This window comes from Peribacillus sp. 05N428 (genome assembly GCF_056397085.1).
Genome location: NZ_JBFTMS010000037.1, coordinates 1 through 24,908 on the forward strand (window position 1 = coordinate 1; position 24,908 = coordinate 24,908).

The following is a 24,908-nucleotide window of genomic DNA, read 5'->3' on the forward strand; positions in this document are numbered from 1 at the left end:
ATGGCATTTGCCGCAAGCCCTTTCACTGAATGGACCACAGGTGTCGCGATCTCCGAAATGGCGCTGACCGTATCATTTTTCAACACATCATCAGTCGCAACCGATTGAGCGAAATCATAAGACTTTGTTAAAATATTCACTAACTCAGTCAGTTTTGGTAACTGCTCGACTAAAGTGTTCAATGATTCCTGAACCTCAGGCTTTAAAAGCTGATCTAGGATATCCAATTGCTCTTGGTTTGCAGAAATATTAAGTGTTTCATGTTCAGGTTTTGAGATTACATCTACCATATCTAATTCCCCTTTAAACTTAATTATTTTGATTTATGTTTTTTCCGCCGATACTACTAATCATACGACTCTAATCTCTTAATTTCAAATATTTCTTTTGTGATACGAATATAATTTTATCGTAATAATTAAGAGTTATTTGGTGGTTTTTTTGATTTATCTTAATATTCCAAAAGAATATTAAGATTATTCTGGTTATAATACCTTAAATAAAGAGGGGTATTAGAGACATTCTACCTTGTCATTCCTATAATAATAGACCTATAGCAGAAACCTTTTTATTTTGCTTGTATGTTTGTTTTGCTATAATGTCCATAATCTTTGACGGAATGGGCCTCGAGAATATTTTATCTGATTTAGGGTATATACTATTATCGGAATTGGAGTTGATGCCCTTGGTAGAACGAAGGATGTTAAAGGTACGTGGTGGGATTATCGAAATATCCTCTAGGTATAATGAAAAATATAGTAAATGGAATTGTACAGCTAAAGTTCCTAATAGTTCCATCATTGCTTATTGTCGTGACAAGAATAAACTTCGTGCTGAGACAGTTTCTATGAGCAGGTTATTAATTACGTATGAAGACTATAAAATTGTTTGATAAATAGAGAAAAGGCGCCCAATCTTGAAGATGAAGTGGGCGCCTTTTTATAGAATAATATTTTTATCTGCGAAATCGGGAATATATCTTCGAAAATGGAGATATATCATCGAAAACTTCTGATTTATCTGCGAAAGTATACGATTTATCGATTTTTCGACAAAACTTCGATTAAAAAAAGCTATTTTCTTAGTGAAAAGCAACGAAATTGTCAAAAAATATATCAGAAAATACTGAAAAGGATAGTAAAATTATGTTAATATATTTAAAAAAAGTATTATTTTCTAAAGTAATAATGAATAATTTATATTTAAAGGATCTCCATTAAGAAAAGGTATTTATAAACAGCAATTAGTTCAATTGATTTTACTACAATAAAATGAAATGGAGTCGATACAATGGTGAGTATTACTGGATATGGGAAAGCGAGAGAAGAAGCGGTGAATAATTTTCAGGAATTTGTGGGTTTTGAAATTCCTGAAGATTATAAACAATTTCTCCTTAAGCATAATGGCGGCACAACTACGGTTCAAAACTGTAAGTTTTATGTGGATGGATTAGACACACTTGTATGCTTACATGCACTTTATGGATTAGAGCTTCTAGATAAAGAACTGGATTTACAGAAATGGCATGAAGAAAACAGAGAAGACTTACATAAGAATTGTATTATAATAGGTAATGATACATGTGCAGGTAAAATTTTGCTGATAAATAATGAAGAAGAAAAGGGAGTTTACTTCTGGGATCAGGGTTGGTATTCGGATCCATCAAGCCAGGATGAAAACATTTATAAAGTTGCATCGAGTTTTAAATCCTTCATTGAGGGATTGAAAGTCCCGGAGGAAATCTAATTTTATTGTAATCCCCTTGATTGGCTCATGCCATTCAAGGGTTTTTATTGTCATGTTAATGAGGAGATAAAAATGTATAAAATATTATTGGTTGAAGACGATCTCAAAATAGCAGGAATCTTGGTCAATTATTTAAAAAGGTACGGGTATGAGGTTTTTGAAGTGAAGCAACTGGACCAAGTTTTTGCGGAGTTCCAAGATATAAAGCCAGATTTGGTTTTATTGGATATTAACCTGCCCTATTATGATGGGTTCCATTGGTGTCGGCTAATAAGGACGGTTTCGAAGGTTCCTGTCATATTCATCTCTGCAAGGACAGATGAAATGAACCAAGTCATGGCCATTGAATACGGGGGAGATGACTATTTAACAAAACCGTTTCATTTGGAAGTGGTGTTAGCGAAAATAAAGAGTGTCCTACGTAGGGTGTATGGTGAATATGCGGATATATCTTCATTCCACCAACAAGTAAAGGAAATGGAGGGATTAACGCTTTATACGGAAAAAGCGATGATCGAATATCAAGACAATCAGATAAATTTAACTCAAAATGAGTTGAAATTATTGAGTTGTTTACTACGACAGTATGACACCATTGTCTCTCGTGAAGAATTACTTGAGGCATTATGGAATGATGATTCATTTGTTGATGACAATACATTGACCGTCAATGTCACAAGGGTACGGAGAAAACTTGAGGATATTGGCGTCAAGCATGCCATAACAACTAGCAGGGGAAAAGGATATCGACTAAAAATAGTGCAAGGTGAAGAAATGTGAATCTGAAATCCTTTATAAAAGACCGTCTTTATTTTATATTTTATACCGTTCTACTGGTAAGCCTGCTTATCATTGCTTATGCATTAGCCGTTCTGGAAGCGGGGAATCACATATCGATTTCAAATATCATCTATTTAATTATTCTCGCGTTGTTTATGATGCTTATATTTTTAGCGGCCGATTACATAAGGCAATACCGTTTCCTTAATCAATTAGCAAGGATGAAGCAAGAACCGAGCTTGTCTTTTGAATATGTCGAAGCCTTTAGGGAACCTTTGACAAATGAACAAAAGTTGTGGATGGAACTTTTTCAACAAATGAACAAGGTAACTATTGGGCAGTTACAAGAACAAATCAAACAGAAGGAACAATATGAGCTGTTGATTCATCAATGGGTTCATCAAATGAAGACACCTGTTTCAGTTATTTCCTTACTGATTCAAGAAGGCAAAAGGACATTTTCGAATGAGCCGATGAAGGATTATCTTAAAGAGATAGAAGAAGAGAATGATCGATTTCGCAGAGGGCTGGAAATTATATTGCATGGAGCAAGGCTGCAGCGTTTTTCGGAGGATGTAAAATCGGAGCGGGTTGACTTAATTAATCTGGTCAAGCAAGTAATTAACGAGGAAAAAAAACAGTTCATCAAACGGTTCATATATCCCAGGCTTGAAACGGAGCTTGAGAATGTATATGTGCATTCGGATCGTAAGTGGCTCCACTTCGCCATTAGTCAGGTTGTCTTTAATGCACTGAAGTATTCAAGGCAGGAAGAGCATGACAGCATAACGTTCAATATCATTGAAAAAGAGTCGGAGATTTTCCTTAGGATAACAGATCAGGGAATTGGAATAGTCCCACAAGATGTAAAACGGGTGTTTGATCCATTTTTTACTGGTGAGAACGGGCGAGTCAAACAAGAATCAACCGGAATGGGACTATATCTAGTGAAGGAAATCGTTAACAGACTTGGGCATGTTGTTACCATCCAATCGACTGTATCCGAAGGGACTACTGTGGAGTTTCTCTTTAAGACAAATATCTTACATGAAAGGTGACAGAATTGTAAGGGTGCTGAACGATTATGTAATAAACTTCGATGGGAGCCTCCCGCTTTATTCATTATACTTACGGTAAGAAAGGGAGGTATTTTCGGATGTCGATTTTAAAAGCGGAACAACTATCCAAAACTTATTTTCAAAAGCAGGGGAATTTAATTCATAAGGCGTTACATAATTTCACCATGAATGTACAGAAAGGGGAATTTGTCGGAGTGATGGGTCCATCTGGCAGCGGGAAAACCACTCTGCTTAACTTAATGGCAACGATTGATAAGCCCACCACAGGTAAAGTCATTCTAAATGATCAAAATCCCAATGAATTAAACAATCAGGACCTGGCATTGTTTCGCAGGAGGGAAATTGGATTTGTTTTTCAGGACTTCAACCTTCTTGATACACTTACCGTTCGTGAAAATATCCTACTTCCTCTAGCGTTAGATCATTATAAACTGCAGGAAATGGAATATAGGGTAAATCAGTTGGCAAGCATTCTTGGTATAGAAGGGATTTTAGAAAAGAGGACTTTTGAAATTTCTGGAGGTCAGCAGCAACGAACGGCTTGTGCAAGAGCGATGATTCATGAGCCTTCCATTATTTTAGCGGATGAACCTACTGGTAATTTGGATTCCAAATCTGCCAAGCAGGTAATGGATACCCTCACGACACTTCAGGAGAAAAAGGGAGCAACCATCCTTATGGTCACTCATGACCCGACTGCCGCCAGCTTCTGTGACCGGATTCTATTCATAAAGGATGGCAGGTTCTTTTCGGAGGTTCACAGCGGAGGGGAAAGGCAGAGCTTCCATCAAAGGATTTTAGATACGTTAAGCGTTTTGGGAGGAGTCTATCATGAACATCCGACTTCTCGCTAAGAGGAATATTCAAGGAAATGCACAACGTTATCTTGCTTATTTTTTTAGTATTGTCCTTTCCGTCTCAATCTTTTTTATTTACGCATCGTTTATCTTTCATCCTGATGTGGTCCATGCGAATATTCCAGGGGGACAGTTAATTAGTAAGGGACTCATTGCAGCTGAAATAGTGATCATCATATTTTCAGTTTTTTTTATCGCTTATTCGAATGCAGCATTTATACAGCCGCGAAAAAAAGAGTTTGGGCTGCTGACACTGCTTGGAATGTCCAAATCCCAACTTAGAAAACTGATTTACCTGGAGCAAACGATGGTTTCCCTCATATCTATCATGATTGGAGTAGGCTTAGGGTTTTTGTTCTCAAAGTTATTCTTAATGGCAGTTTCTTGGTTATTGGCTGTAGAGCAACCAATATCATTTGTCTTTGTTCCTGAGGCCTTTGTTTATACAATTGTTGGTTTCGTTTTACTATTTCAGCTATTATCGCTCCTATCATTGTTCCAAATAGGAAATGCGGAGGTAGTCGATTTACTAAAAGATAAACAAAAACCCAAAAAGACTCCCTTCGTTTCAAAGTGGTTAATTGCATTATCAGCAGTTTGCTTAAGCATTTCTTATTATTTGGCAGGCACGATGTCGTTGAACAATTCTTATAGAGTATTGCCCATAGTATTCTTCGTACTGATCGGCACCTATTTTTTATTCAGCCAAAGCATTGTCGCTCTATGCAGCAGGCTTTACCGGAAGAAGAAAAGCTTATATGGCGGAACGAATTTAATTACTCAAACAAACCTGATCTTTAATATTAAGGACTATTCCAGGTTATTCTTTTTGACCTCGATCATTACAGCCGTGATTTTGACAGCTGCAGGAACACTTTTCATGTTCAGTGCAGATTTAAAAAAGCAAGGGATGGATAACATTCCGCAATCAATTGGCTGGATTGAAAATGATGCCTCCGTTTATTCAGTTATTGAACCATCCGCAGTGGAGAAAATATTAAAGGAAGATGGATTCAAGATCCTTTACGAAGTAAATATGACTGGAGTGCCCATCACCCACATGCTACCCCATATGAGAACGGGAGAATCCAGTGAAAATAGGTCATTATTAATCTCGGAAAGTGATTATAACAATACGGCTGCATTACGAAAAATTGAACCAGCAAAGTTATCTGGAAAAGAAGCATTATACATTTTTCCTTATGGAGGACTGGACTATCAATTCGTCCATAAGGGAGAACAAAAGGAGCTGCACTTTGGCGATCGAACCATTCAGGTAACAATGATTGGTCAGCGCAATCAATCGATAGTCGCACCCATAAAAGCGGCAACGACACTGATGGTGGTTGATGATCATCTGTATCATGAAATCACTGCTGATGTGCCATTAAAAGAGATGGCAAGAGTACGGGGGTATGAAGTTAAAGATTGGGAAGAATCAATGGAAACATCTAGTGAAATCGAACAAATGTCTAATAATCCTAATCATAATCAACTGCAAACAAGAGCTCCGATTTATCAAGAAATGAAACAGGGTAGCATATTGATTCTTTTTATAGGCTTGTTTGTCAGTCTATTATTCTTTATCGTCCAAGGGAGCATGATGTATCTGCGAGTTTTTACGAATTTAGAAGATAAAAAAATCCAAATCCATGCCCTTCATCGATTGGGGTTGACAAAAAAAGAAATACGGCAAATTTTAAGTGCCGAAATACGCATCCTCTTTTTCGCTCCTTTTCTGATAGGGGTGATTCATGCCATAGTCGCCTACGTGGCATTAAGCAATTTATTGGGATCGAATTTGTTTGTCTACTCGGCCATGGTCATCGCAACGTATTTTCTTTTTCAACTGCTGTACTATCAAGTAACTAAAAAGATGTATGGGCGGGCAGTCATCAATTCGATTAAATAGAAGCTATCATATGTAAATGGAATCAGGGAATCAGTCCTCGATTCCATTTTCTTTTTCAGGAGGTCTTCTCATTGAAACGGCATTTTCATTGATGATAAATTAGTTAATATGCACTATTGAAAGAGGAGTAATCTGCTATTGCACAAACCATATGAATTATGGTGTGATTTTACAGGTGAATCTTTTACTATCTTGTAATATTTTCATATAAAGGGTAAAATTATTTACTTTAAGCAAGAATATCGAACCCCGCATCATTTATTTTTACCATTTTCGCATACATAATTATACTAAAATAATTATTTTGAGGAAATAAAATAATTTATTGGAAATGATTAATAATAGACGTGGTTTAGATTAAAACATAAAAGGTCATATGATCAAAAAAATAGTGGGTGATCTGTCAATTACTTGATTTATTATAGTATTATATGCCTGGGGTTATAGAGAATATTAGATTTTTCCCTATTTCTTTATCCCTTAATATAGTAAACTCAGAATAGGTTCGTTAACTTTTAGCTGCTAGAGATGAGGTAAGTTTAATCCTATGAAAAATAAAAAGTTAAGGGCACTTCTTTATTTGACCATACTTTTATTGATAGTTTTCATTCTTCTAAATATGTTTTCAACATATTTAAGCATTAAAAATTCTGTGCAAAAATCCGTTGCTAATCAAAACTTGGTAGCTGCTAGATCTATAGCCGACTCGATGGATATGGAGGCCTATCAGCGATTTCTCAATAACCAAGTAAAGAGCCGGGATTATAAGGATATAAAAGCTTACTTAGAGGATGCCCGTGAAAAAATAGGAGCATTATATGTTTATACCATCATGATTGATAATCCCACAGTATCCAAGTGCATGATTACTGGATTTTCTAAAGATCATAAAGGGGATTTTCCTATCGGTGGTGCATGTACTGTTCCGCCGGAGCAGGTCAAACAGGGGTATGAAGGCAAAAGCTTCATTACCGGGATTCTAGAAGATCCGGAGTATGGTGAGTATTTGACTGTGGGAGTGCCAATGAAAAATCAAGAAGGCGACATTATTGGTTTTTTGGGCATTGATGTGAGCGCGGAAGATATTAATGCCATTAACGGCAAGGTATTGAAAAGCAGCATTGCCATTCTTGTTTATAATGGTGGATTTGTCATCATGCTGTTGGTTACCTTTTTTGTCATTCAAAAATGGTATCAAAAGGAACTGACACGTGAAGTGGGGGATACGGAAGATACGTATCAATCGGAATTTCAATCTCTATTTGCTTCAGTCCGCTCATTAAGGCATGATTTTTCCAATCATATTCAGGTGATACATGGACTGCTTAAATTAGAGGAGAACGCAAAAGCACTCGAATACTTAACAGGGCTTTCAAAAGAAGTGCATTCAATTGAATCAATGAAATTGGATGTGATTCATCCGGGCTTATCTGTCCTGTTGGAGACCAAAAGGCTCTCGGCACAGAATTATAATATCGATATTGAAATTGATGTTTCACCCAAATCCTTCAATCGGATCAAAACAATCGATTTGATAAAATTATTATCAAATGTTATCGACAATGCTATTGAGGCAACAATTGAATTGCCAGAGCAAGAACGCCGAATGAATATTGCCTGCAAAGCTGATGATGAAAAGTATACGTTTATGGTCACGAACACAGGACCAATGATTTCGGAATTAGATCTGGAGAATATATTCGCCAGCGGTTTTTCAACCAAAAAGGCACAAAAGGGCAAAGTTCGCGGACAAGGATTGTTCATCGTCAAAGACTTAGTGAACAGATATGATGGAGAGATTTATGTACAATCCTCTGAAAAAGAAACAACCGTTACGATGATCATTCCCGTAAATGGAAAAATGGGCTAAATTGATCCAAAGGAAACACATTTGATAAGAAGGTATATCCCTCAAAGGGATCATACCTTTTTTATATAAAGGTGACGATTATTACAAGTGAAAAATTGAATAAAAGTACCTCAATTGGACATAATGGGTAGATGTTTAGCTGCTCTCAACGAGATTATGATAAGATAGGGAAAAAATCATATAAGGCAGTGAGATTGTGAAACAACAAAAAGGAAAACTTCTCGTTATCATTGGACCGACTGCTGTTGGGAAGACAAAGATGAGCATTGAGATGGCAAAGTTATTTAATGGTGAAATTATTAGCGGAGACTCCATGCAGGTTTATAAGGGGATGGATATTGGTACTGCAAAAATCAAGAGGGAAGAAACAGAAGGAATCCCTCATTATTTACTTGATATTAAAGAACCTGATGAACCATTTAGTGCAGCAGAGTTCCAGGAGCGAGCCAATGCTTGTATCGAGGATATCCAAAGCAGAGGTAAACTTCCCATTATCGTCGGCGGAACAGGATTATACATACAATCAGTCATCTATGATTATCAATTTTCGGAGGCTCCATCCGACCCTGTTTATAGGGAGGGACTTGAAAAACAGGTAAGGGAGTCAGGAATCGATCCTGTTTTTGAACAATTACGCAGCGTTGACCCTGAAAGCGCGAATCGGATTCACCCGAATAATGTAAGAAGGGTGATCAGGGCACTTGAGATTTTTCATTGTACTGGTAAAACCATGAGTGAGCAGCTAAATGAACAGCCTACAGAATTGAAATATGATACGTGCATCATTGGATTGACAATGGAACGTGAAAAGTTATATCAACGCATCGATCAACGTGTTGATGTCATGGTAGAACAAGGGCTGATTCAAGAGGTGGAGTCATTTCATGAAAAAGGTTTGAGGGATTGCCAATCGATCCAGGCTATAGGCTATAAAGAAATCTATGATTATTTTGATGGAAGGGCTTCATTGGATGAAGCCGTTGAGACATTAAAGCAAAACTCCCGTCGATACGCAAAAAGGCAATTGACCTGGTTCCGGAATAAAATGGATGTAATTTGGTTTGATATGACCGATCTCGAAGGTTTTCCAAAAAAAATACATGAAATATCTGGATTTATAGCAGGAAAGCTTTTCAGTGAAGGCGAATACATAAATTTAGAGAGAAAAGAGGAGGACTAATACATGAAACAATCAGTAAATATTCAAGATCAGTTTCTTAATCAATTACGTAAAGATGGTACGTATGTGACGGTATTTTTATTAAACGGGTTCCAGATTAGAGGACAAGTGAAAGGGTTCGATAATTTTACCGTTTTATTTGAATCGGAGGGCAAGCAGCAATTAGTCTATAAACATGCGATTTCTACATTTGCTCCACAACGTAATGTTCAGATCGATTACGAAGTGAAGGAATAATCATATATATGAATGTAAAAAACAGGTTTAGCTTATAGCGACCTGTTTTTTTTTGCATGCCCTTCTCTGTCCTTTTTCAAAGAATCGATAATTTTACGTACCTTATTTGAATATATATCAAGGGACGGATTATTTTCCGGGAAACCGCAGGAAATGACATTACCCCTAATATATTGGTGAATGGGAATGGGATTTGTCGTAATAAATCCTCCAATGAAAAAATCCTGTCAGAATAAGTCGCTTTTCAAGAAGGGAATGGGGCTTAATCACGAAAGGAATAAACGAATTTTCCGATGGGATAATTTTGGCTATGCAGCATTTGCCATGCCATCATAAAAAATTGTGGTGTTAGAGTCAGGGTCCAAGATGGAGAGGTGAATGAAATGGAACAACCGATCCGTATGAAAAATAACGGGCAAATCAATATTGTGTTTAATGCGGAAAACAGAAAAGCGCTACAAAAGGATCTGCCGATAAAAGAAATTTTGGTGCAGGAAATCCCCCACCAGCATGTGGCATTGAAAGAGATTGAAGATGAACTGAAATCGCTGGTTGGAATGGAAGAAATGAAACGGATGATAAAAGAGATATATGCCTGGATTTACATCAATAAACAACGTGAGGCAAAGGGGCTGAAGACTGGCCGGCAAGCGCTGCATATGATGTTTAAAGGAAATCCGGGAACAGGGAAAACAACGGTTGCACGTTTAATCGGGAAGTTGTTTCAAAAAATGAATGTACTTTCGAAAGGGCATTTAATTGAAGCGGAGAGGGCAGATTTAGTCGGGGAATACATTGGTCATACTGCCCAAAAAACCAGGGATTTAATTAAGAAGGCCATTGGCGGAATCTTATTTATTGATGAAGCCTATTCCTTGGGAAGAGGCGGCGAAAAGGATTTTGGAAAAGAAGCCATAGATACCCTTGTCAAGCATATGGAGGATCGGCAGCATGAATTCATTTTGATCCTTGCTGGATATTCGAGGGAAATGGAATATTTCCTAAGTCTTAATCCTGGCCTTCATTCCAGGTTCCCGCTCGTTATTGATTTTCCGGATTATACGATTGAACAGTTAATGGAAATAGCCGATCGGATGCTGCAGGAAAAGGAGTATCTTATGAATCGGGATGCCGAAAGGAAATTAAGGGAACATTTAATCATATTACGTTCATTCCGGGGACCTATTTCATTCTCTAACGGTCGTTATATCCGCAATATAATAGAAAAGTCAATTAGGGCGCAGGCGATGCGGCTTTTACTGGAAGATTCATTTGAAAAATCCGATTTATTGACGCTTACCAGCCAAGATTTGATTTTCGAGGATGAAGAGAAAGAATGACATGGAAAAGCCCACCAAGATGGCGGGCTTTTCAAATTTATGTTTTAGGCACCCATTTTTTATTAGGAAGATGCCAATTATTGGTGTAAGAAAGGACTCGCAATATCGTGATGACGGCAAAGAGCAAATAAAGCTGCCATGATTGGGATAAAACACCACTGCCTAAAGCCAAGCCTGCAATGATGGCCCATACTGCGTAGATTTCTTTTCTGAAGACCAATGGCTTTCTTCCGGCCAGCACGTCACGGAGTATCCCGCCGCCGCATCCGGTTAATGCAGCTGATACTATAATGGCGCTTATTGGATGATTAAGTTCCACGGCATACATCGCCCCTTGGATGGCAAAGGCTGAGAGGCCAATGGCATCACTGAGATTTCCCCATCTGTCCCAGTGCTTTGATAGGTTTGTAGGAAAAACAAAAACGATGGTGATGGATACTAAAGCGATGACAAAATAGAAACTTTGATCCCATAAAGCTGAAACGGGGACGCCGATCAACAGATTGCGGATTGCCCCGCCGCCAAAGGCGGTTATGATTCCTAAAATATAAACTCCTAAAATATCATACTCTTCTTCCATGGCGATGATGGTTCCGTTTATAGCGAATGCAATCGTACCTATGAAGCTTAATACTTCCCATGTCATATGAATGTCCCTCTATGTCTTTTCGATTTTGATGGTAAAGCCAAATTTGATTTTAGCATGGTATCGCAATTTTTAAAACGGTTAAAAGCTTCGTTTTGAGGAAATTTTTATATATTCAATTTTTTTGTTATGATTAACTGAAATCTACCAGAAGGTGGTGCATGTGATTTGGAAGAAGCAATAAAGGAAACGGCTGTCTTGATTGGGTGTCAAACAACTGAGACCAGTGAACATTTTGAATATTCACTCGATGAACTGGCTTCTTTGGCGAAGACTGCGAATGCTGAGGTTTTAATGACCATCTCCCAGAAAAGGGAAAGCGTCGATCCGGCTACATATATAGGAAAAGGAAAAGTGGAAGAACTCCGGAATCTGGAAGAGGAACTGGAGCCGGATTTATTTATCTTTAATGATGAATTATCCCCGAGCCAGATTCGGAACCTTTCGAAACAATTGGAGGCAAGGGTCATAGACCGGACACAGCTAATATTGGATATATTTGCTCAGCGGGCTCGATCCAGGGAAGGGAAGCTGCAGGTTGAACTTGCTCAGCTCCAATATTTATTGCCGCGTTTGGTTGGACAGGGGACGGCAATGTCCAGGCTAGGAGGCGGAATCGGCACAAGGGGACCAGGGGAGACGAAGCTGGAAAGCGACCGCCGCCACATTCGTGGAAAAATAGATGAAATAAAACAGCAATTAAGTGGAATAGTGAAGCATCGTGAACGCTATCGTGATAGAAGGAAACGTAATAAGACCTTTCAAATAGCACTTGTGGGATACACGAATGCAGGTAAATCAACGCTGTTCAACCGTTTGACGGAGGCGGATTCATATGAAGAGAACCAATTATTCGCTACGCTGGATCCCATGACACGAAAGGCGATTCTTCCTAGCGGATTTACCGTGCTGCTGACGGATACGGTTGGATTCATACAAGATTTGCCGACATCTTTAATTGCCGCATTCCGCTCTACCTTGGAAGAGGTGAAAGAAGCGGATCTGCTGTTACATGTGGTCGATTCCTCAAGTACCGATTACTTTAATCATCAGAAAACGGTGCAGGATTTGCTAAATGACTTAGATGTCCCTTCCATTCCACAGCTAACGTTGTATAATAAGAAAGATAAGGTTCACGCTGATTTTGTGAGATCAGCCAGTCGTGCTTCATTAATGATCAGTGCCTATGAACAATCGGATCTGAATGAAATCATGGAAGAAATTGAAAAGTACGTGATTGAAGAAATGATCCCGTATCATGTTTTCCTGCCATCGAGTGAGGGTAAACTATTATCACAGCTGAAAAATGAAACCATATTGCGCACTCTCTCCTTTAATGAAGAATCGGAAAGATATGAATGCAAAGGTTTTTGTCTAGCTGATCATCCAATAACCGGGCAGCTGGAGAAATATTCATTATAAAGGGGAATTTTGATGTATCAGCAGTTAACAAATGGAGAAGTGTTGAAAAACATTGCCCAGGAAGTGGAAGCAATGATTTCTCCATTACATAAGCAAGTGGACGAACGAATCGAAGAAAATCAATTTCGCGTATTACAAAGTTATCAAGCACATAAAGTGAGTGATTCCCACTTCATCCCGACTACTGGGTATGGATACGATGATATGGGCCGCGATACGCTGGAATTGATATACGCAGATGTTTTCGGAGCGGAAGCTGGATTGGTGCGCCCCCAAATTATATCAGGCACACACGCCATCTCCACCGCTCTTTTCGGCATATTGCGCCCAGGGGATGAATTGTTATACATAACTGGAAAGCCGTATGATACTTTGGAAGAAATCGTCGGTATCCGGGGGACGGGTATTGGATCTTTACGTGATTTTCAGATCAGCTATAAGGCCGTTCCGTTGGCGGAAACTGGAACCGTTGATTTCGAAGCCGTCAAACATGCCATTCAACCGAATACGAAGATGATCGGTATACAACGATCAAAAGGGTATGCTACACGTCCTTCCTTTACGATCGATGAAATAAAGGAAATGATTGCCTTTGTTAAAGGCATTAACCCGGAAATCGTCGTGTTCGTGGATAATTGTTATGGAGAGTTTGTTGAGACACAAGAACCATGTCATGTCGGAGCGGATTTAATGGCTGGTTCACTCATTAAAAATCCTGGCGGCGGGATAGTGAAAACCGGTGGATACATTGTTGGTAAAAAGGACCTGGTTGAAGCTTGCTCTTACCGGTTAACATCACCAGGAATAGGGGCTGAAGCAGGTGCTTCGCTTTATAGTCTGCAGGAAATGTACCAAGGATTCTTCCTGGCACCGCATGTCGTGGGCCAAGCTGTTAAAGGAGCGATGTTCACAGCGGCCTTTTTAGAAAAGCTCGGTATGAATACATCCCCAAAATGGGATGCGAAGCGAACTGACTTGATTCAATCCGTTCAATTTGATGAACGGGATAAGATGGTTGCCTTCTGTCAGGCCATCCAATATGCATCACCAATCAATTCACATGTGACACCATATCCTGCCTATATGCCAGGATATGAGGACGATGTAATCATGGCTGCAGGCACCTTTATACAGGGGGCCAGCATTGAACTGACGGCAGATGGTCCGACAAGGGCTCCATATGTTGCTTATGTTCAAGGCGGATTGACATACGCCCATGTTAAAATGGCTGTATTGTCTGCTGTGAATGCGCTAATGGACAAAAAGCTGATTCAATTGTAATTTGAAATTAAATAAGTTATGTTATGGGAATCCAGATACAATTGGATTCCAGTAAGAATAATAGTCATAATATTTGTGTAGTAACAAATCATTTAATTTTTCTGATAAAATCACGTCATAAAATGTAACATCATATTGACAAGTTTAATAACATGATATAAGATTATTTTAAGATAAACAAAAGGAGGATGCTAAGAATGAGCGGCAACAACATTCGGCGTTCGATGCCTCTTTTTTCCATCGGAATCGTCATGCAGTTAACTGAGTTGTCTGCACGCCAAATTCGGTATTACGAAGAGCATCAACTTATTACTCCTATGAGAACAGATGGAAATCGTCGGGTCTTTTCATTAAATGACATCGATCGACTGCTTGAGATTAAAGATTTAATCGAACAAGGAGTCAATCTGGCCGGCATTAAAAAGATTTTCACTGTAAAGGAACAGAATTTACCTAAAACTCAAGAATTAGAACAAGCGGAAAAAATAAGGCATGACCTTAGTGACGAGGAGCTTCGCAAGCTTCTGCGTGCCGAGCTTTTACAAGGAAGCAAGCATCGAACATCTCTTAGACAAGGGGATATGTCCCGTTTTTTCCAATAAAAAATATGATTTATGAATTATTAGGGGGAATAGAAATTGGCAAAGTTCACACGTGAAGACATCACTCGTTTAGCGAAAGAAGAAAATGTTAAGTACATTCGTTTACAATTCACTGACATTTTAGGGACAATTAAAAACGTTGAAATCCCAGTCAGTCAATTAGAAAAAGCACTTGATAATAAAATGATGTTTGATGGATCTTCCATTGAAGGCTTCGTTCGTATCGAAGAGTCTGATATGTACCTATATCCTGATCTAAATACATGGGTTATCTTCCCTTGGACTTCCGAAAAAGGTAAAGTGGCACGTTTGATCTGTGATATTTACAATACGGATGGAACTCCTTTTGATGGAGATCCACGTGCAAACCTAAAACGTGTTCTTGCAGAAGCAAGAGAAATGGGCTTCACAGATTTCAATCTTGGACCTGAACCTGAATTCTTCCTATTCAAACTGGATGCAGCAGGCGAGCCGACGCTGGAATTGAACGATAAAGGCGGATACTTTGACCTTGCACCTACTGACCTAGGAGAAAACTGCCGTCGTGATATCGTTCTTGAGCTTGAAGAAATGGGATTTGAAATCGAAGCATCCCACCATGAAGTAGCTCCAGGACAACATGAAATTGACTTTAAATATGCAGATGCGATTTCAGCTTGTGATAACATCCAAACATTTAAATTGGTTGTTAAAACGATTGCCCGCAAACATGGTTTACACGCAACATTCATGCCAAAACCATTGTTCGGTGTTAACGGATCTGGAATGCATTGTAACGTTTCTCTATTCAAAGGCAACGAAAACGCATTTTATGATAAAGAAGGTAAATTGGAATTAAGCAAAACAGCTGAGCAATTCATCGCAGGTATCATTAAGCATGCTCCAAGCTTCACTGCGGTAACAAACCCGACTGTTAACTCATACAAACGTCTAGTTCCTGGTTACGAAGCTCCTTGTTATGTTGCATGGTCTGCTAAAAACCGTAGCCCGCTAATCCGTATCCCAGCTTCACGCGGAGTAAGTACTCGCGTAGAGGTACGTAGTGTCGATCCAGCAGCAAACCCATACTTGGCACTTGCCGTTCTGCTAAAAGCTGGTCTTGACGGTATCAAGAACGACTTGACTCCTCCAGCTCCAGTTGATCGCAACATCTATGTAATGAATAAAGAAGAACGTGAAGAAGTAGGTATCGTTGATCTACCAGCTACTTTATATGCTGCATTGGAAACATTAAAATCTGATGAAGTCATCAAAGAAGCATTAGGTGAACATTTACTTGAACACTTCGTCGAAGCAAAAGAAATCGAGTGGGATATGTTCCGTACTCAAGTTCACCCATGGGAACGCGAACAATATATGTCAATGTATTAATAGCTTTAAAGCCTTGGTATTACTGAGTTTCTCAGTTGCCAAGGCTTTTTTTATTTTTATAAAATGAAAGGGAACGGGCTAGCTGACCACATTTCAAACTATTTTATTCAAATGGGCATAATCCATGTATCCCCAATGATAATCCATTCAAAGAAAAGCCCTTGGACTTACCCTTGTCTACTTGAGAGGGATAAGTCCAAGGGCTTCGTCTTTTTTGGTGTGAACTACCCACTACTTACTACTCTTCCAGGTTGCTTGAAGCATGAGACTTTTTTGGAAGAACGTTAAAACCTATTACTTATAAGGTGTTAATTTCAATTGATTCTTCCTTTGGCATCATCACAGTTCTTCGCAAATATTATACTAATATCAGTTATAGACTTTCCCAAGCTTACGGAATATTAGGGCCTTCTCGCCGCCTTAGTCCGGACTCAGCAAAGGGCTCAAAAATAAGGCCAAGCTTCCCAAAAAAAACTCCTAAAAGGGATAGAGTACATCCATAAGCACTTTTCATTGAGAAATGCGCCTATTTTGGAATGAAAGCCAATTGAATATTTGAACTTATTTGTTATTTCTATTGAAACATCAACAACACATTTTTTATTCAATGGAATATCATTTACCGATAAGATTTAGATTACATAACGAGGGAAACCCAATTGATCTGCATGTAAATTCATTCTGTTACGAAAGAGATAAGAATCCAGAAGAAAGGCAGTTCTTTTGAGAAAGTACAGTTTGATGAAATTATTGATGTAATTGTAGAAAATTAAAAAATCCTTCTAATTTTGAGAAGGGCTTTTTAATTACTAAACCATATTAATTTTAATGACTTTAAAGGGTAATTGTGCTCATAAAAAATAACCATTATGACAATAATTTCTAAATTAGTGTTACTTTGTAATTTTTCGTGGTACTATTGTAGCGATTCATAAAAAAGGAGTGTTAAATTATGAAAAAGAAGAGTTAGGAAAATTTATTACACTTGGTGCTATAGCTATTACTCTATCATTGGGTTTTTCAACCGCTACAAAGGCAGAAGAATACTCTGTTGCTGTCCAAACTAAGCTTGAAAGCATTAGCGCTAAATATCCAATAGGGGCTCAGCTTAGCACCGAAGATGCCATGTTTATCGCTGGGAATCTTGAAAAGGCAAATATTCTATCAAAAAAAACTAAAGGTTTTAATAAAACAAAATCAAAAGGCAGGCACACGACGAAAGTTGCAGGAACATATTATTCAAATTTAAAGGCAACTTCTGGATCCTTTGATGGGGATTTCACTACTACCATCACTACTAAAACAAATGCAAAATCACTAAAAAGTTCAATTTCACACACATCTTATGGTTTGAGGGCTTCAAAAAGTCTTTTTGTACTTTATAAAGGGAGCATAAACAGATCTTGTTCAAATCTGAAGAAATGCACATTTGATAATCTTAAAACTTATAGTGGCATTCCTGTATATGCAAATACATTTGCAAAATCTACAGTAATTTCTCAGATGGTACACAAATCACTGTAGCCCCATAAAATAGTGCAATAGAAGGGTGTCAAGTCATATTATGTTTGACCGTGTTCTTAGACTGAGGAAAAAAGGACATATAAAAATTCCTGAATAATGGACTTTTTTTACATGCCCATTATTCAGGTAAAGCTTAAATTCCTAGTTACTGTTAAGAATATACTGTTATACAATCCTATATGATTATATAGGGATTATTAGTAATTTAGTATTTCATTTCCAAAAAATTATGTTAATTTTAGTTAAATTGTCATTATCAAAGGGGAGCTCAAATTATGTCAGATATTAATTTTCTAAACATGCTTATAGTCTTACTTATATTGGTCGCAATAGGTTTTGGAATTTATAAGATAATAAAATTTATAAAAGCTTAATTTATAGTAATACCTCCTTGGCAGATATTTTATATAAAAATCCGAGATAAAAACCTTCCAAAAAACCTATGCCTCCTCTTTGGAAACAAAAGAGCCACAGTTTGCCAAATGTAAGCAAATAGTTGCTTTTAACTATAAGCAAGGTATAAAGGTAAGCGTCAAATATTCCCCACCTACTACTTGTAAATAGCTCATGAGATAATCTCCTTACATCATACATGTGGAGGTTTTTTTATGAAAAAACGCCTTATAAAGAAAGAATGGGAAGCTCACATCCAAGATTTTAAAGAAAGTGGATTATCAAAAGCTGCTTGGTGTCAAAAACAGAACCTGCCGGTTCATCGGCTATATTATTGGCTCAAGAAATTATCTCCTCAAGCTGATAGTCCAACTGAAAGTAAACGTACAAAATGGGTATCTGTGAATATCCCTCCAATAGAAGAAAAAATACATACCACCATCCGCATTCATTTTAAAGAAGCTACAATTGAAATAGATGCACCTTTTACTCCACAAGTGCTTTTACAAGTGATGCAGACGGTAAAACAGCTATGATACCAGAAACAGCCATTGAAAGGGTATGTATCGCACAAGGAGCTACAAGACTTACGTAAAGCTATTGATGGACTGGCAGCCATTGTAAAGGAAGAGTTTGATTTAGATCCCTTTTCTTCTTGTTTATTTGTCTTTTGCAATCGCTTACGCGATAAACTAAAGATTCTCGTGTGGAAACATAATGGTTTTTGGTTGCATTATCGCAGATTGGAAAAAGGAAAGTTTGACTGGCCAACTCAACATCCAAATGTGCCACTTACCATATCAAGAAGGCAACTGAGATGGCTTCTTGATGGATTTCCATTTGAACAAAAACAAGGGCATCAAGCTGTATATGCGAGAACAATCGTGTGAGAAATTCATATATTTAGAAGGGATTTGATTCATTTTGTCGAATGGATTCATCTATGAAAACAACATCCTCTCATCAAAATCAACCTACAATTGAATCTCTTCAAGCTCAAGTAGAAGAACTCACGGCAAAAGTGAGATGGTATGAAGAACAATTTCGTCTTAGCTAACAAAAACGGTTTGGTACGTCTAGCGAAAAAACAACGGAAAATCAACTCGCTCTAGAACTGTTTAATGAAGCTGAGAAAGAAAGTGACACCGAAGTACCCGAACCAGCTGTTGAAACCATCACCTATCGTCGTAAAAAGAAACGCGGTCATAGGGATGAGTCCGTCCAAAACCTTCCTATCGAAACGATTGAATATCGTTTGGCTGACGAGGAACAGGTTTGTTCATGCTGTGGTGGTGCTCTACATAAGATGAGTGTAGAAGTCCGTAAGGAACTGACGATTGTTCCTGCAGAAGTAAAGGTGACAGAACATAAGAGATACGTATATGCTTGCCGCAAGTGTGAACTAGATGAGGTTTCCACACCGATCGTGACTGCGAATATGCCAGCTCCTGCCTTTCCCAAAAGTATAGCTTCCCCGTCCATTATGGCGTATATCATGACTCAAAAATATGTAGAAGGATTGCCTCTTTATCGTCAGGAAAAGCATTTTGAACGAATGGGAATCTACTTATCGCGTCAAACGATGGGAAATTGGTTATTATACGGGGCTGATCAATGGTTAGTGATATTGTATAAAAGGATGCATGAGCATCTACTTGCTCGAACCATCCTTCATGCGGATGAAACAACCTTCCAAGTCTTACGTGAACCTGGTCGTGCCGCAACTACCAAGTCCTATCTGTGGTTATATCGCACAGGGCGAGATGATATCCCCATTGTTCTCTATGACTATCAACCAACAAGAGCAGGCGAACACCCGAAACGTTTTTTAACGGGTTATCAAGGTTATTTACAAGTGGATGGATATAGTGGTTACAATCAAGTACCGGATGTCACCCTTGTGGGATGTTGGGCGCATGCCAGACGTAAGTTTGATGAATCCTTAAAGGCTTTACCTGATTCACAGCAGGGAAAAAAGGTGAAGGCGAGCGAAGGGTTGTATTTCTGTAATCAACTGTATTCTATCGAAAGAAAGCTAAAACATGTCGACTCTACAGAACGATATGAGCAGCGACTGGAAAAAAGCAGGCCCATTCTGGACCTTTTTTCAGCATGGCTTTATGAACAAAAAGATCTCGTTCTACCAAAAAGCGCGCTAGGAAAAGCCATCACTTATTGTTTGAATCAATGGAATCATCTTGAAGCTTTTTTATTGGACGGACATTTAGAAATCGACAACAACAGAAGTGAACGTTCCATTAAGCCGTTTGTGATTGGGAGAAAAAATTGGATGTTTTCTAATACACCGCGAGGTGCTAGAGGGAGTGCCATCATGTATAGTGTGGTTGAAACGGCAAAAGAGAACGATTTGAGTCCCTATCATTATCTTCGCTATTTGTTTGAAACGCTACCAAATATGGATCTAACGAATAAAAAAGAAATAGATAAAGTCTTGCCGTGGTCATCTAGTTTACCCTCTGCATGCAGAGTACCGATAAAAAGTGAAGCAAACAAAACATAGTCCCGAAATACACCATCCATGTAGTATTTGGGGGCTACTTAACGTTTACGATTAACTGGAAGGGCTAGCTGCAATATTGCAGTTTATAATGGAGTAAGGAGGTAGGTGGGTTAAAGACGTATAGAATAAAACCTTCCATTTTCATAATCCGTTGGGTTACATCAAGAGTGATGCTACCCATCTAATATCGAAATTTCTTTGAGGAAGTATTTGCTATCGAAGATTGATTTAAATAATTTTTAAAAAAAGTGCTTCATTGAAACTTTTACTTCAACAATGTGAAACACTTAATCTGGACTAAGTATGTTAAAATAAATTGATAACTACATAAATAAATAGAATGGTAACTACATAAACAAATAGAGTGGGGAAGATGGAGTCATGAAATCTTTTTTAGTAAAAACAGGGTTACTAGTGGCATGTATGGTCAGTTTGTTTCATGGGAAAGCGACAGCAGAATCGGAAACAGAATGGTCATTGAATTGTGAACAATATGGTGACATTAAACCAAATGAAAACCCAACTTACCAACATATCAATTGTTTGTTGACAAACGCTGCAATCCAAGCGGATATTCCGCCTGAAGTCGTAAAAGGGATTGCCACAAGAGAATCATACTGGAGACAATTCGTCGATGGTAAGCCGTTCATCTCGAAGGACGGGGGAATTGGGATTATGCAAATCACAGATACAACCTTACCAGAGGAACAGCAAGAGCGCTTAAAGAATGATATTCTTTACAATATCGAAACAGGCGTACGTATTCTCAATAGCAAGGCCAGTTTGACTACGCTTCCGAGCATCAAAGGAGCAGGACGAGACATCATTGAAAATTGGTATTTTCCTGTCATGGCATACAATGGGGTCGTGCCAGTGAATAGCCCTCTATACCAAGAAACAGGAGAAATTAATCATGAGGCCTATCAAGAATTAGTTTTCAGAAAAATCGAAAAAGACAGTTTCGGAAAAATCGAAGAAGAAAGTTACAGGGGCGATACCATCTTAGCAAGGTATCCATTTGACATAAAGTATTTCAAATACGACAGAGAAAGTGATAAGCCCATTGAATTCCTAAAGCCCGAATATATCGTACAGGGTGTTCATGAGACAACGATCAAATTAAAAGCAGGGGACCGAGTACTGACAACTGAGTATGACGTTAAATTACGAAAAAAACCAGGGTCACCGGATTATAAAAGGTTGCCGATCAATACACCCTTACTAATTGAAGGCACATTTGAATTTGATGAGTCTGAAATCAGTCAAAATCAATTTGTCTGGTTTCCAGCAAAAACACTCGATGGACAGTATAGTGGATACGTTTCATCGGCTTATATCGAGAAACAAGTCGCGTTTAAAGCCGCATCTTCTTCCTATAATAGTATTAAAACTAGCTGGGCGGCAGTAAGCGGTGCATCAGGGTATGAGATTTATCGATCGACATCAAGCACAGGTACGTATTCTAAGGTTGGAACGACGACATCCACAAGTTTTATGAATAGCGGCCTGACAACCAATCAATCGTATTATTACAAAATGAGAGCATACCAAACGGTTGGAAGTACCAGAGATTATAGTAATTATTCAGCTATTGTTACGGCAAAACCGTTACCAGCTGTACCAAGTTCAGTTAAAGCCGCATCTTCTTCCTATAATAGTATTAAAACTAGCTGGGCGGCAGTAAGCGGTGCATCAGGGTATGAGATTTATCGATCGACATCAAGCGCAGGTACGTATTCTAAGGTTGGAACGACGACATCTACAAGTTTTATGAATAGCGGCCTGACAACCAATCAATCGTATTATTACAAAATGAGAGCTTACCGAACGGTTGGAAGTACCAGAGTTTATAGTAATTATTCAGCTATTGTTACGGCAAAACCATTACCAGCTGTACCAAGTTCAGTTAAAGCCGCATCTTCTTCCTATAATAGTGTAAGAACTAGTTGGACCGCAGTAAGTGGAGCAAGTGGGTATGAAGTATATCGGGCCACATCAAGCACAGGGACTTATTCTCTTGCAGGATCAACAACCTCAACAAGTTATACTAATACAGGACTTACAACGAATAAACCATATTATTACAAAATTAGAGCTTACAGGACCGTAGGAAGTATGAAGGTATATAGTAATTATTCAACTGTAGTTACTGCAAAACCAGTACCAACTGTTCCAACTAATTTTAAGGCAACCAGAATAAGTTCAACCAGCTTAAAGCTGACATGGGTCTCTGTATCTGGAGCAAGTGGCTATGAACTTTACAGGTCTACATCATTCTCAGGAACATATAATCTACTAAAAAGCACAACTTCCTTATATTATACAAATAGTAGTTTAACAACAGGAAAGACATATTATTATAAATTAAGAGCATATAGAACGGTTGGCACAACAAAGGTATACAGTGGTTGGACAACAATAATTAGTGCCAAACCTTAATTATTATTACCTGAATATGTATAAAAAGCTGACAAAATCAAAGCCCCCACTTCATACAGGAGGGGGCTATTTTCTTTTCACGGACAATTTATCAATTAAGGTGTACCATTACTTTTAGTTCCGTTACATCTTCCTTGAGAGGTTGATAATCTAAAAAATGCCATTTCAAAAGCGTAAAAATACGCTTATAGTAAGGTGAACAAAGCTACATCATCACTTTATTATTTTTTCTACAATCAGCAGTCCGCACATGTTGAATGTGTCTCGCAGCTCATTTTAAAATAAGGCAACTAACCCTTATGGGAGTTGCCTTCTTATGTTTATTGTAATGGATTTACAAAGCTGTATTTAATATGAATTGTTATGTCTAACGGGTGCGATTCCCAATAATGAAGGATCGCTTTTTCTTATTCGAGTAAAAGGAAGTTTTATGGAAGAAGGAGTTTGTGTATTATTTGTAGAAGTTTAAAAAGTTACAAACGAATGGTTTGAGGAATTTCTCTGAACGACCTAATTTTTATTTTAGGAGGGAACAACATGGAAGTTTTTGCGAAATATTTAGCGGGTATCGATAACCCCGAGCACTGCGAACGAACAGAGGAAATTTTGGCGTGGGTTGCTAATAAATTCCCCAATTTGGAATCACAAATCAAGTGGAATACGCCATTGTTTTCCGATCACGTATAAAGTACATGAAAAGAGTAAAGCAAGTATTAGCCTATCCTGTAGTCGGACGGTTTAACAACACGACTTAAACTCGTTATACTTTTTTGGTTTTTAAATTTATAAAAGTGAAAAGTATAGTAAAAAATACTGCCAAAAAATCACCCGATAAATGCCCGATAATTCTTGAGTTATTATGATAAATGAATTTTAGTGAATGCTAATAAATAGGCGTTTTTGTGAAAGTTTGGTAGAATAGTTCTTTTTATAGCTCATGTTTAAAACAGAAACTAATGATTTGTTACTTGCTGTAGCAAAGGGTACAAAAAATGGGCCTGTATTCTATATTAGGCTCAGGCATTTCTTCATTTTTATAGATTTCTTGATCAGTTATTTTTTAATCTTTAATAATTGTTTTAAAATCTTGTAATAATTCATTTGTCTCTTCGTTATAAGATTTTGTATGGATAACTTTAGATCCATCATCCATAACCTCCGTTATTTCAATATACCGGATTTGGTTGCCATCGATTGATAAAATATAATCGAACTTCTTATCGGTTTCTTTAATTATTGTTAAAGATTCTTCTAATACATGTATTTCAGAATTGGCTGAAGTTTTACTTGGTAGGGCGACTAATACTGTACCAAGTAATAATATAAAACTCATGAAAAATGCAGTACCTTTTTTAAAATTCATCGCCTTCATTCCTTCCTTTTAAATATATGTACATGTACATATATAAACCTACCATAAAAAAAGGGGAATAGGAATAAATATTCAGAGTATTTCTGCTTTTTTCTATTATCATGTTACTATTTACTTATATATGAATAAATAGAAAAACATAAAATCACGATGAAAGCTAAAAAAAGTATTATGCCTATAAGAAAATTAACAGTTAAATAAATTGCCGAGATATTTAAAAGCGCAATTAAAATAAATATATTTATCTTATCTTTAATTTTTAAGAAACATATAAAAATTAAAGATAAAATGAATAAGGAACTTGCTAAATAAAATATTGAATCATATTCTAAGTTA

General features: G+C 37.7%; 20 protein-coding genes and 3 pseudogenes. 20 read left to right on the forward strand and 3 right to left on the reverse strand.

All coding sequences use genetic code 11. From position 1 onward, the window contains the following. A pseudogene (locus tag AC1DIV_RS23615) lies at window positions 1-290 on the reverse strand (DUF1641 domain-containing protein); the annotation flags it as partial. Window positions 291-598: 308 nt separating this feature from the next. Here AC1DIV_RS23615 and AC1DIV_RS23620 point away from each other — a divergent pair. The 10 genes from AC1DIV_RS23620 to spoVK all read left to right on the forward strand — a co-directional run bounded on the left by AC1DIV_RS23620 (window position 599) and on the right by spoVK (window position 11,001). Continuing rightward, complete coding sequence (locus AC1DIV_RS23620) at window positions 599-892, forward strand: hypothetical protein (RefSeq protein WP_142398553.1); 294 nt, start codon at window positions 599-601, stop codon at window positions 890-892. A gap of 398 nt (window positions 893-1,290) precedes the next feature. After that, window positions 1,291-1,746 carry an SMI1/KNR4 family protein gene (locus tag AC1DIV_RS23625; RefSeq protein ID WP_241637916.1) on the forward strand — a complete coding sequence of 152 codons (456 nt, stop codon included), beginning with the start codon at window positions 1,291-1,293 and terminating at the stop codon, window positions 1,744-1,746. A gap of 72 nt (window positions 1,747-1,818) precedes the next feature. Continuing rightward, complete coding sequence (locus AC1DIV_RS23630) at window positions 1,819-2,526, forward strand: response regulator transcription factor (protein WP_251542513.1); 708 nt, start codon at window positions 1,819-1,821, stop codon at window positions 2,524-2,526. Beyond that, entirely contained in the window at window positions 2,523-3,584 is a 1,062-nt protein-coding gene (locus AC1DIV_RS23635) for a sensor histidine kinase (RefSeq protein WP_340875825.1), read from the forward strand. Before AC1DIV_RS23630 ends, AC1DIV_RS23635 begins: the two co-directional genes overlap by 4 nt. 98 nt (window positions 3,585-3,682) lie before the next feature. Further along, the gene (locus AC1DIV_RS23640) at window positions 3,683-4,459 is read left to right on the forward strand and encodes an ABC transporter ATP-binding protein (RefSeq protein ID WP_340875826.1); all 777 of its coding nucleotides are present in this window, start codon (window positions 3,683-3,685) and stop codon (window positions 4,457-4,459) included. Beyond that, complete coding sequence (locus AC1DIV_RS23645; RefSeq protein WP_340875828.1) at window positions 4,437-6,374, forward strand: FtsX-like permease family protein; 1,938 nt, start codon at window positions 4,437-4,439, stop codon at window positions 6,372-6,374. Before AC1DIV_RS23640 ends, AC1DIV_RS23645 begins: the two co-directional genes overlap by 23 nt. Before the next feature lie 547 nt (window positions 6,375-6,921). After that, on the forward strand, window positions 6,922-8,244 hold the full coding sequence (locus AC1DIV_RS23650; protein ID WP_340875829.1) for a sensor histidine kinase: 1,323 nt from the start codon (window positions 6,922-6,924) through the stop codon (window positions 8,242-8,244). A gap of 259 nt (window positions 8,245-8,503) precedes the next feature. Further along, the gene (gene miaA / locus AC1DIV_RS23655) at window positions 8,504-9,424 is read left to right on the forward strand and encodes a tRNA (adenosine(37)-N6)-dimethylallyltransferase MiaA (RefSeq protein ID WP_048680990.1); all 921 of its coding nucleotides are present in this window, start codon (window positions 8,504-8,506) and stop codon (window positions 9,422-9,424) included. Window positions 9,425-9,427: 3 nt separating this feature from the next. After that, complete coding sequence (gene hfq, locus AC1DIV_RS23660; protein ID WP_034313436.1) at window positions 9,428-9,661, forward strand: RNA chaperone Hfq; 234 nt, start codon at window positions 9,428-9,430, stop codon at window positions 9,659-9,661. 383 nt (window positions 9,662-10,044) lie between these two features. Then, window positions 10,045-11,001, forward strand: coding sequence for a stage V sporulation protein K (gene spoVK / locus AC1DIV_RS23665; protein ID WP_034313433.1), 957 nt, complete (start codon window positions 10,045-10,047; stop codon window positions 10,999-11,001). 37 nt (window positions 11,002-11,038) lie between these two features. Here spoVK and AC1DIV_RS23670 read toward each other — a convergent pair whose 3' ends face one another. Beyond that, complete coding sequence (locus AC1DIV_RS23670; RefSeq protein WP_340875832.1) at window positions 11,039-11,647, reverse strand: trimeric intracellular cation channel family protein; 609 nt, start codon at window positions 11,645-11,647, stop codon at window positions 11,039-11,041. 168 nt (window positions 11,648-11,815) lie between these two features. Between AC1DIV_RS23670 and hflX the strand changes: the two genes are divergently transcribed. From hflX to AC1DIV_RS23720, 10 genes and pseudogenes are all read left to right on the forward strand, one after another. Continuing rightward, a complete protein-coding gene (gene hflX, locus AC1DIV_RS23675; RefSeq protein WP_048680932.1) occupies window positions 11,816-13,069 on the forward strand; it encodes a GTPase HflX in 1,254 nt (417 codons plus the stop codon). Between the two features lie 12 nt (window positions 13,070-13,081). Further along, window positions 13,082-14,350, forward strand: a complete 1,269-nt coding sequence (locus AC1DIV_RS23680) for a methionine gamma-lyase family protein (RefSeq protein WP_477577506.1) — start codon at window positions 13,082-13,084, stop codon at window positions 14,348-14,350. A gap of 197 nt (window positions 14,351-14,547) precedes the next feature. After that, a complete protein-coding gene (locus AC1DIV_RS23685) occupies window positions 14,548-14,952 on the forward strand; it encodes a MerR family transcriptional regulator (protein ID WP_048680941.1) in 405 nt (134 codons plus the stop codon). A gap of 36 nt (window positions 14,953-14,988) precedes the next feature. Then, complete coding sequence (gene glnA, locus AC1DIV_RS23690) at window positions 14,989-16,323, forward strand: type I glutamate--ammonia ligase (RefSeq protein WP_034313424.1); 1,335 nt, start codon at window positions 14,989-14,991, stop codon at window positions 16,321-16,323. Between the two features lie 942 nt (window positions 16,324-17,265). Then, window positions 17,266-17,847 carry a hypothetical protein gene (locus AC1DIV_RS23695; protein ID WP_340875835.1) on the forward strand — a complete coding sequence of 194 codons (582 nt, stop codon included), beginning with the start codon at window positions 17,266-17,268 and terminating at the stop codon, window positions 17,845-17,847. Window positions 17,848-18,455: 608 nt separating this feature from the next. Then, window positions 18,456-18,776: an IS66 family insertion sequence element accessory protein TnpA gene (tnpA, locus tag AC1DIV_RS23700; protein ID WP_057276191.1), complete on the forward strand. Its 321-nt coding sequence runs from the start codon at window positions 18,456-18,458 to the stop codon at window positions 18,774-18,776. 15 nt (window positions 18,777-18,791) lie between these two features. Then, complete coding sequence (tnpB, locus tag AC1DIV_RS23705) at window positions 18,792-19,130, forward strand: IS66 family insertion sequence element accessory protein TnpB (protein ID WP_340875836.1); 339 nt, start codon at window positions 18,792-18,794, stop codon at window positions 19,128-19,130. 41 nt (window positions 19,131-19,171) lie between these two features. Next, window positions 19,172-20,761: pseudogene (gene tnpC, locus AC1DIV_RS23710) on the forward strand (IS66 family transposase). A 381-nt stretch (window positions 20,762-21,142) separates the two neighbouring features. Then, on the forward strand, window positions 21,143-23,200 hold the full coding sequence (locus AC1DIV_RS23715; RefSeq protein ID WP_340875837.1) for a transglycosylase SLT domain-containing protein: 2,058 nt from the start codon (window positions 21,143-21,145) through the stop codon (window positions 23,198-23,200). Between the two features lie 537 nt (window positions 23,201-23,737). After that, a pseudogene (locus AC1DIV_RS23720) lies at window positions 23,738-23,881 on the forward strand (iron chaperone); the annotation flags it as partial. Window positions 23,882-24,260: 379 nt separating this feature from the next. Here the strand turns inward: AC1DIV_RS23720 and AC1DIV_RS23725 are convergent. Then, a complete protein-coding gene (locus AC1DIV_RS23725) occupies window positions 24,261-24,563 on the reverse strand; it encodes a hypothetical protein (RefSeq protein WP_340875838.1) in 303 nt (100 codons plus the stop codon). Between the last annotated feature and the right edge of the window lie 345 nt (window positions 24,564-24,908).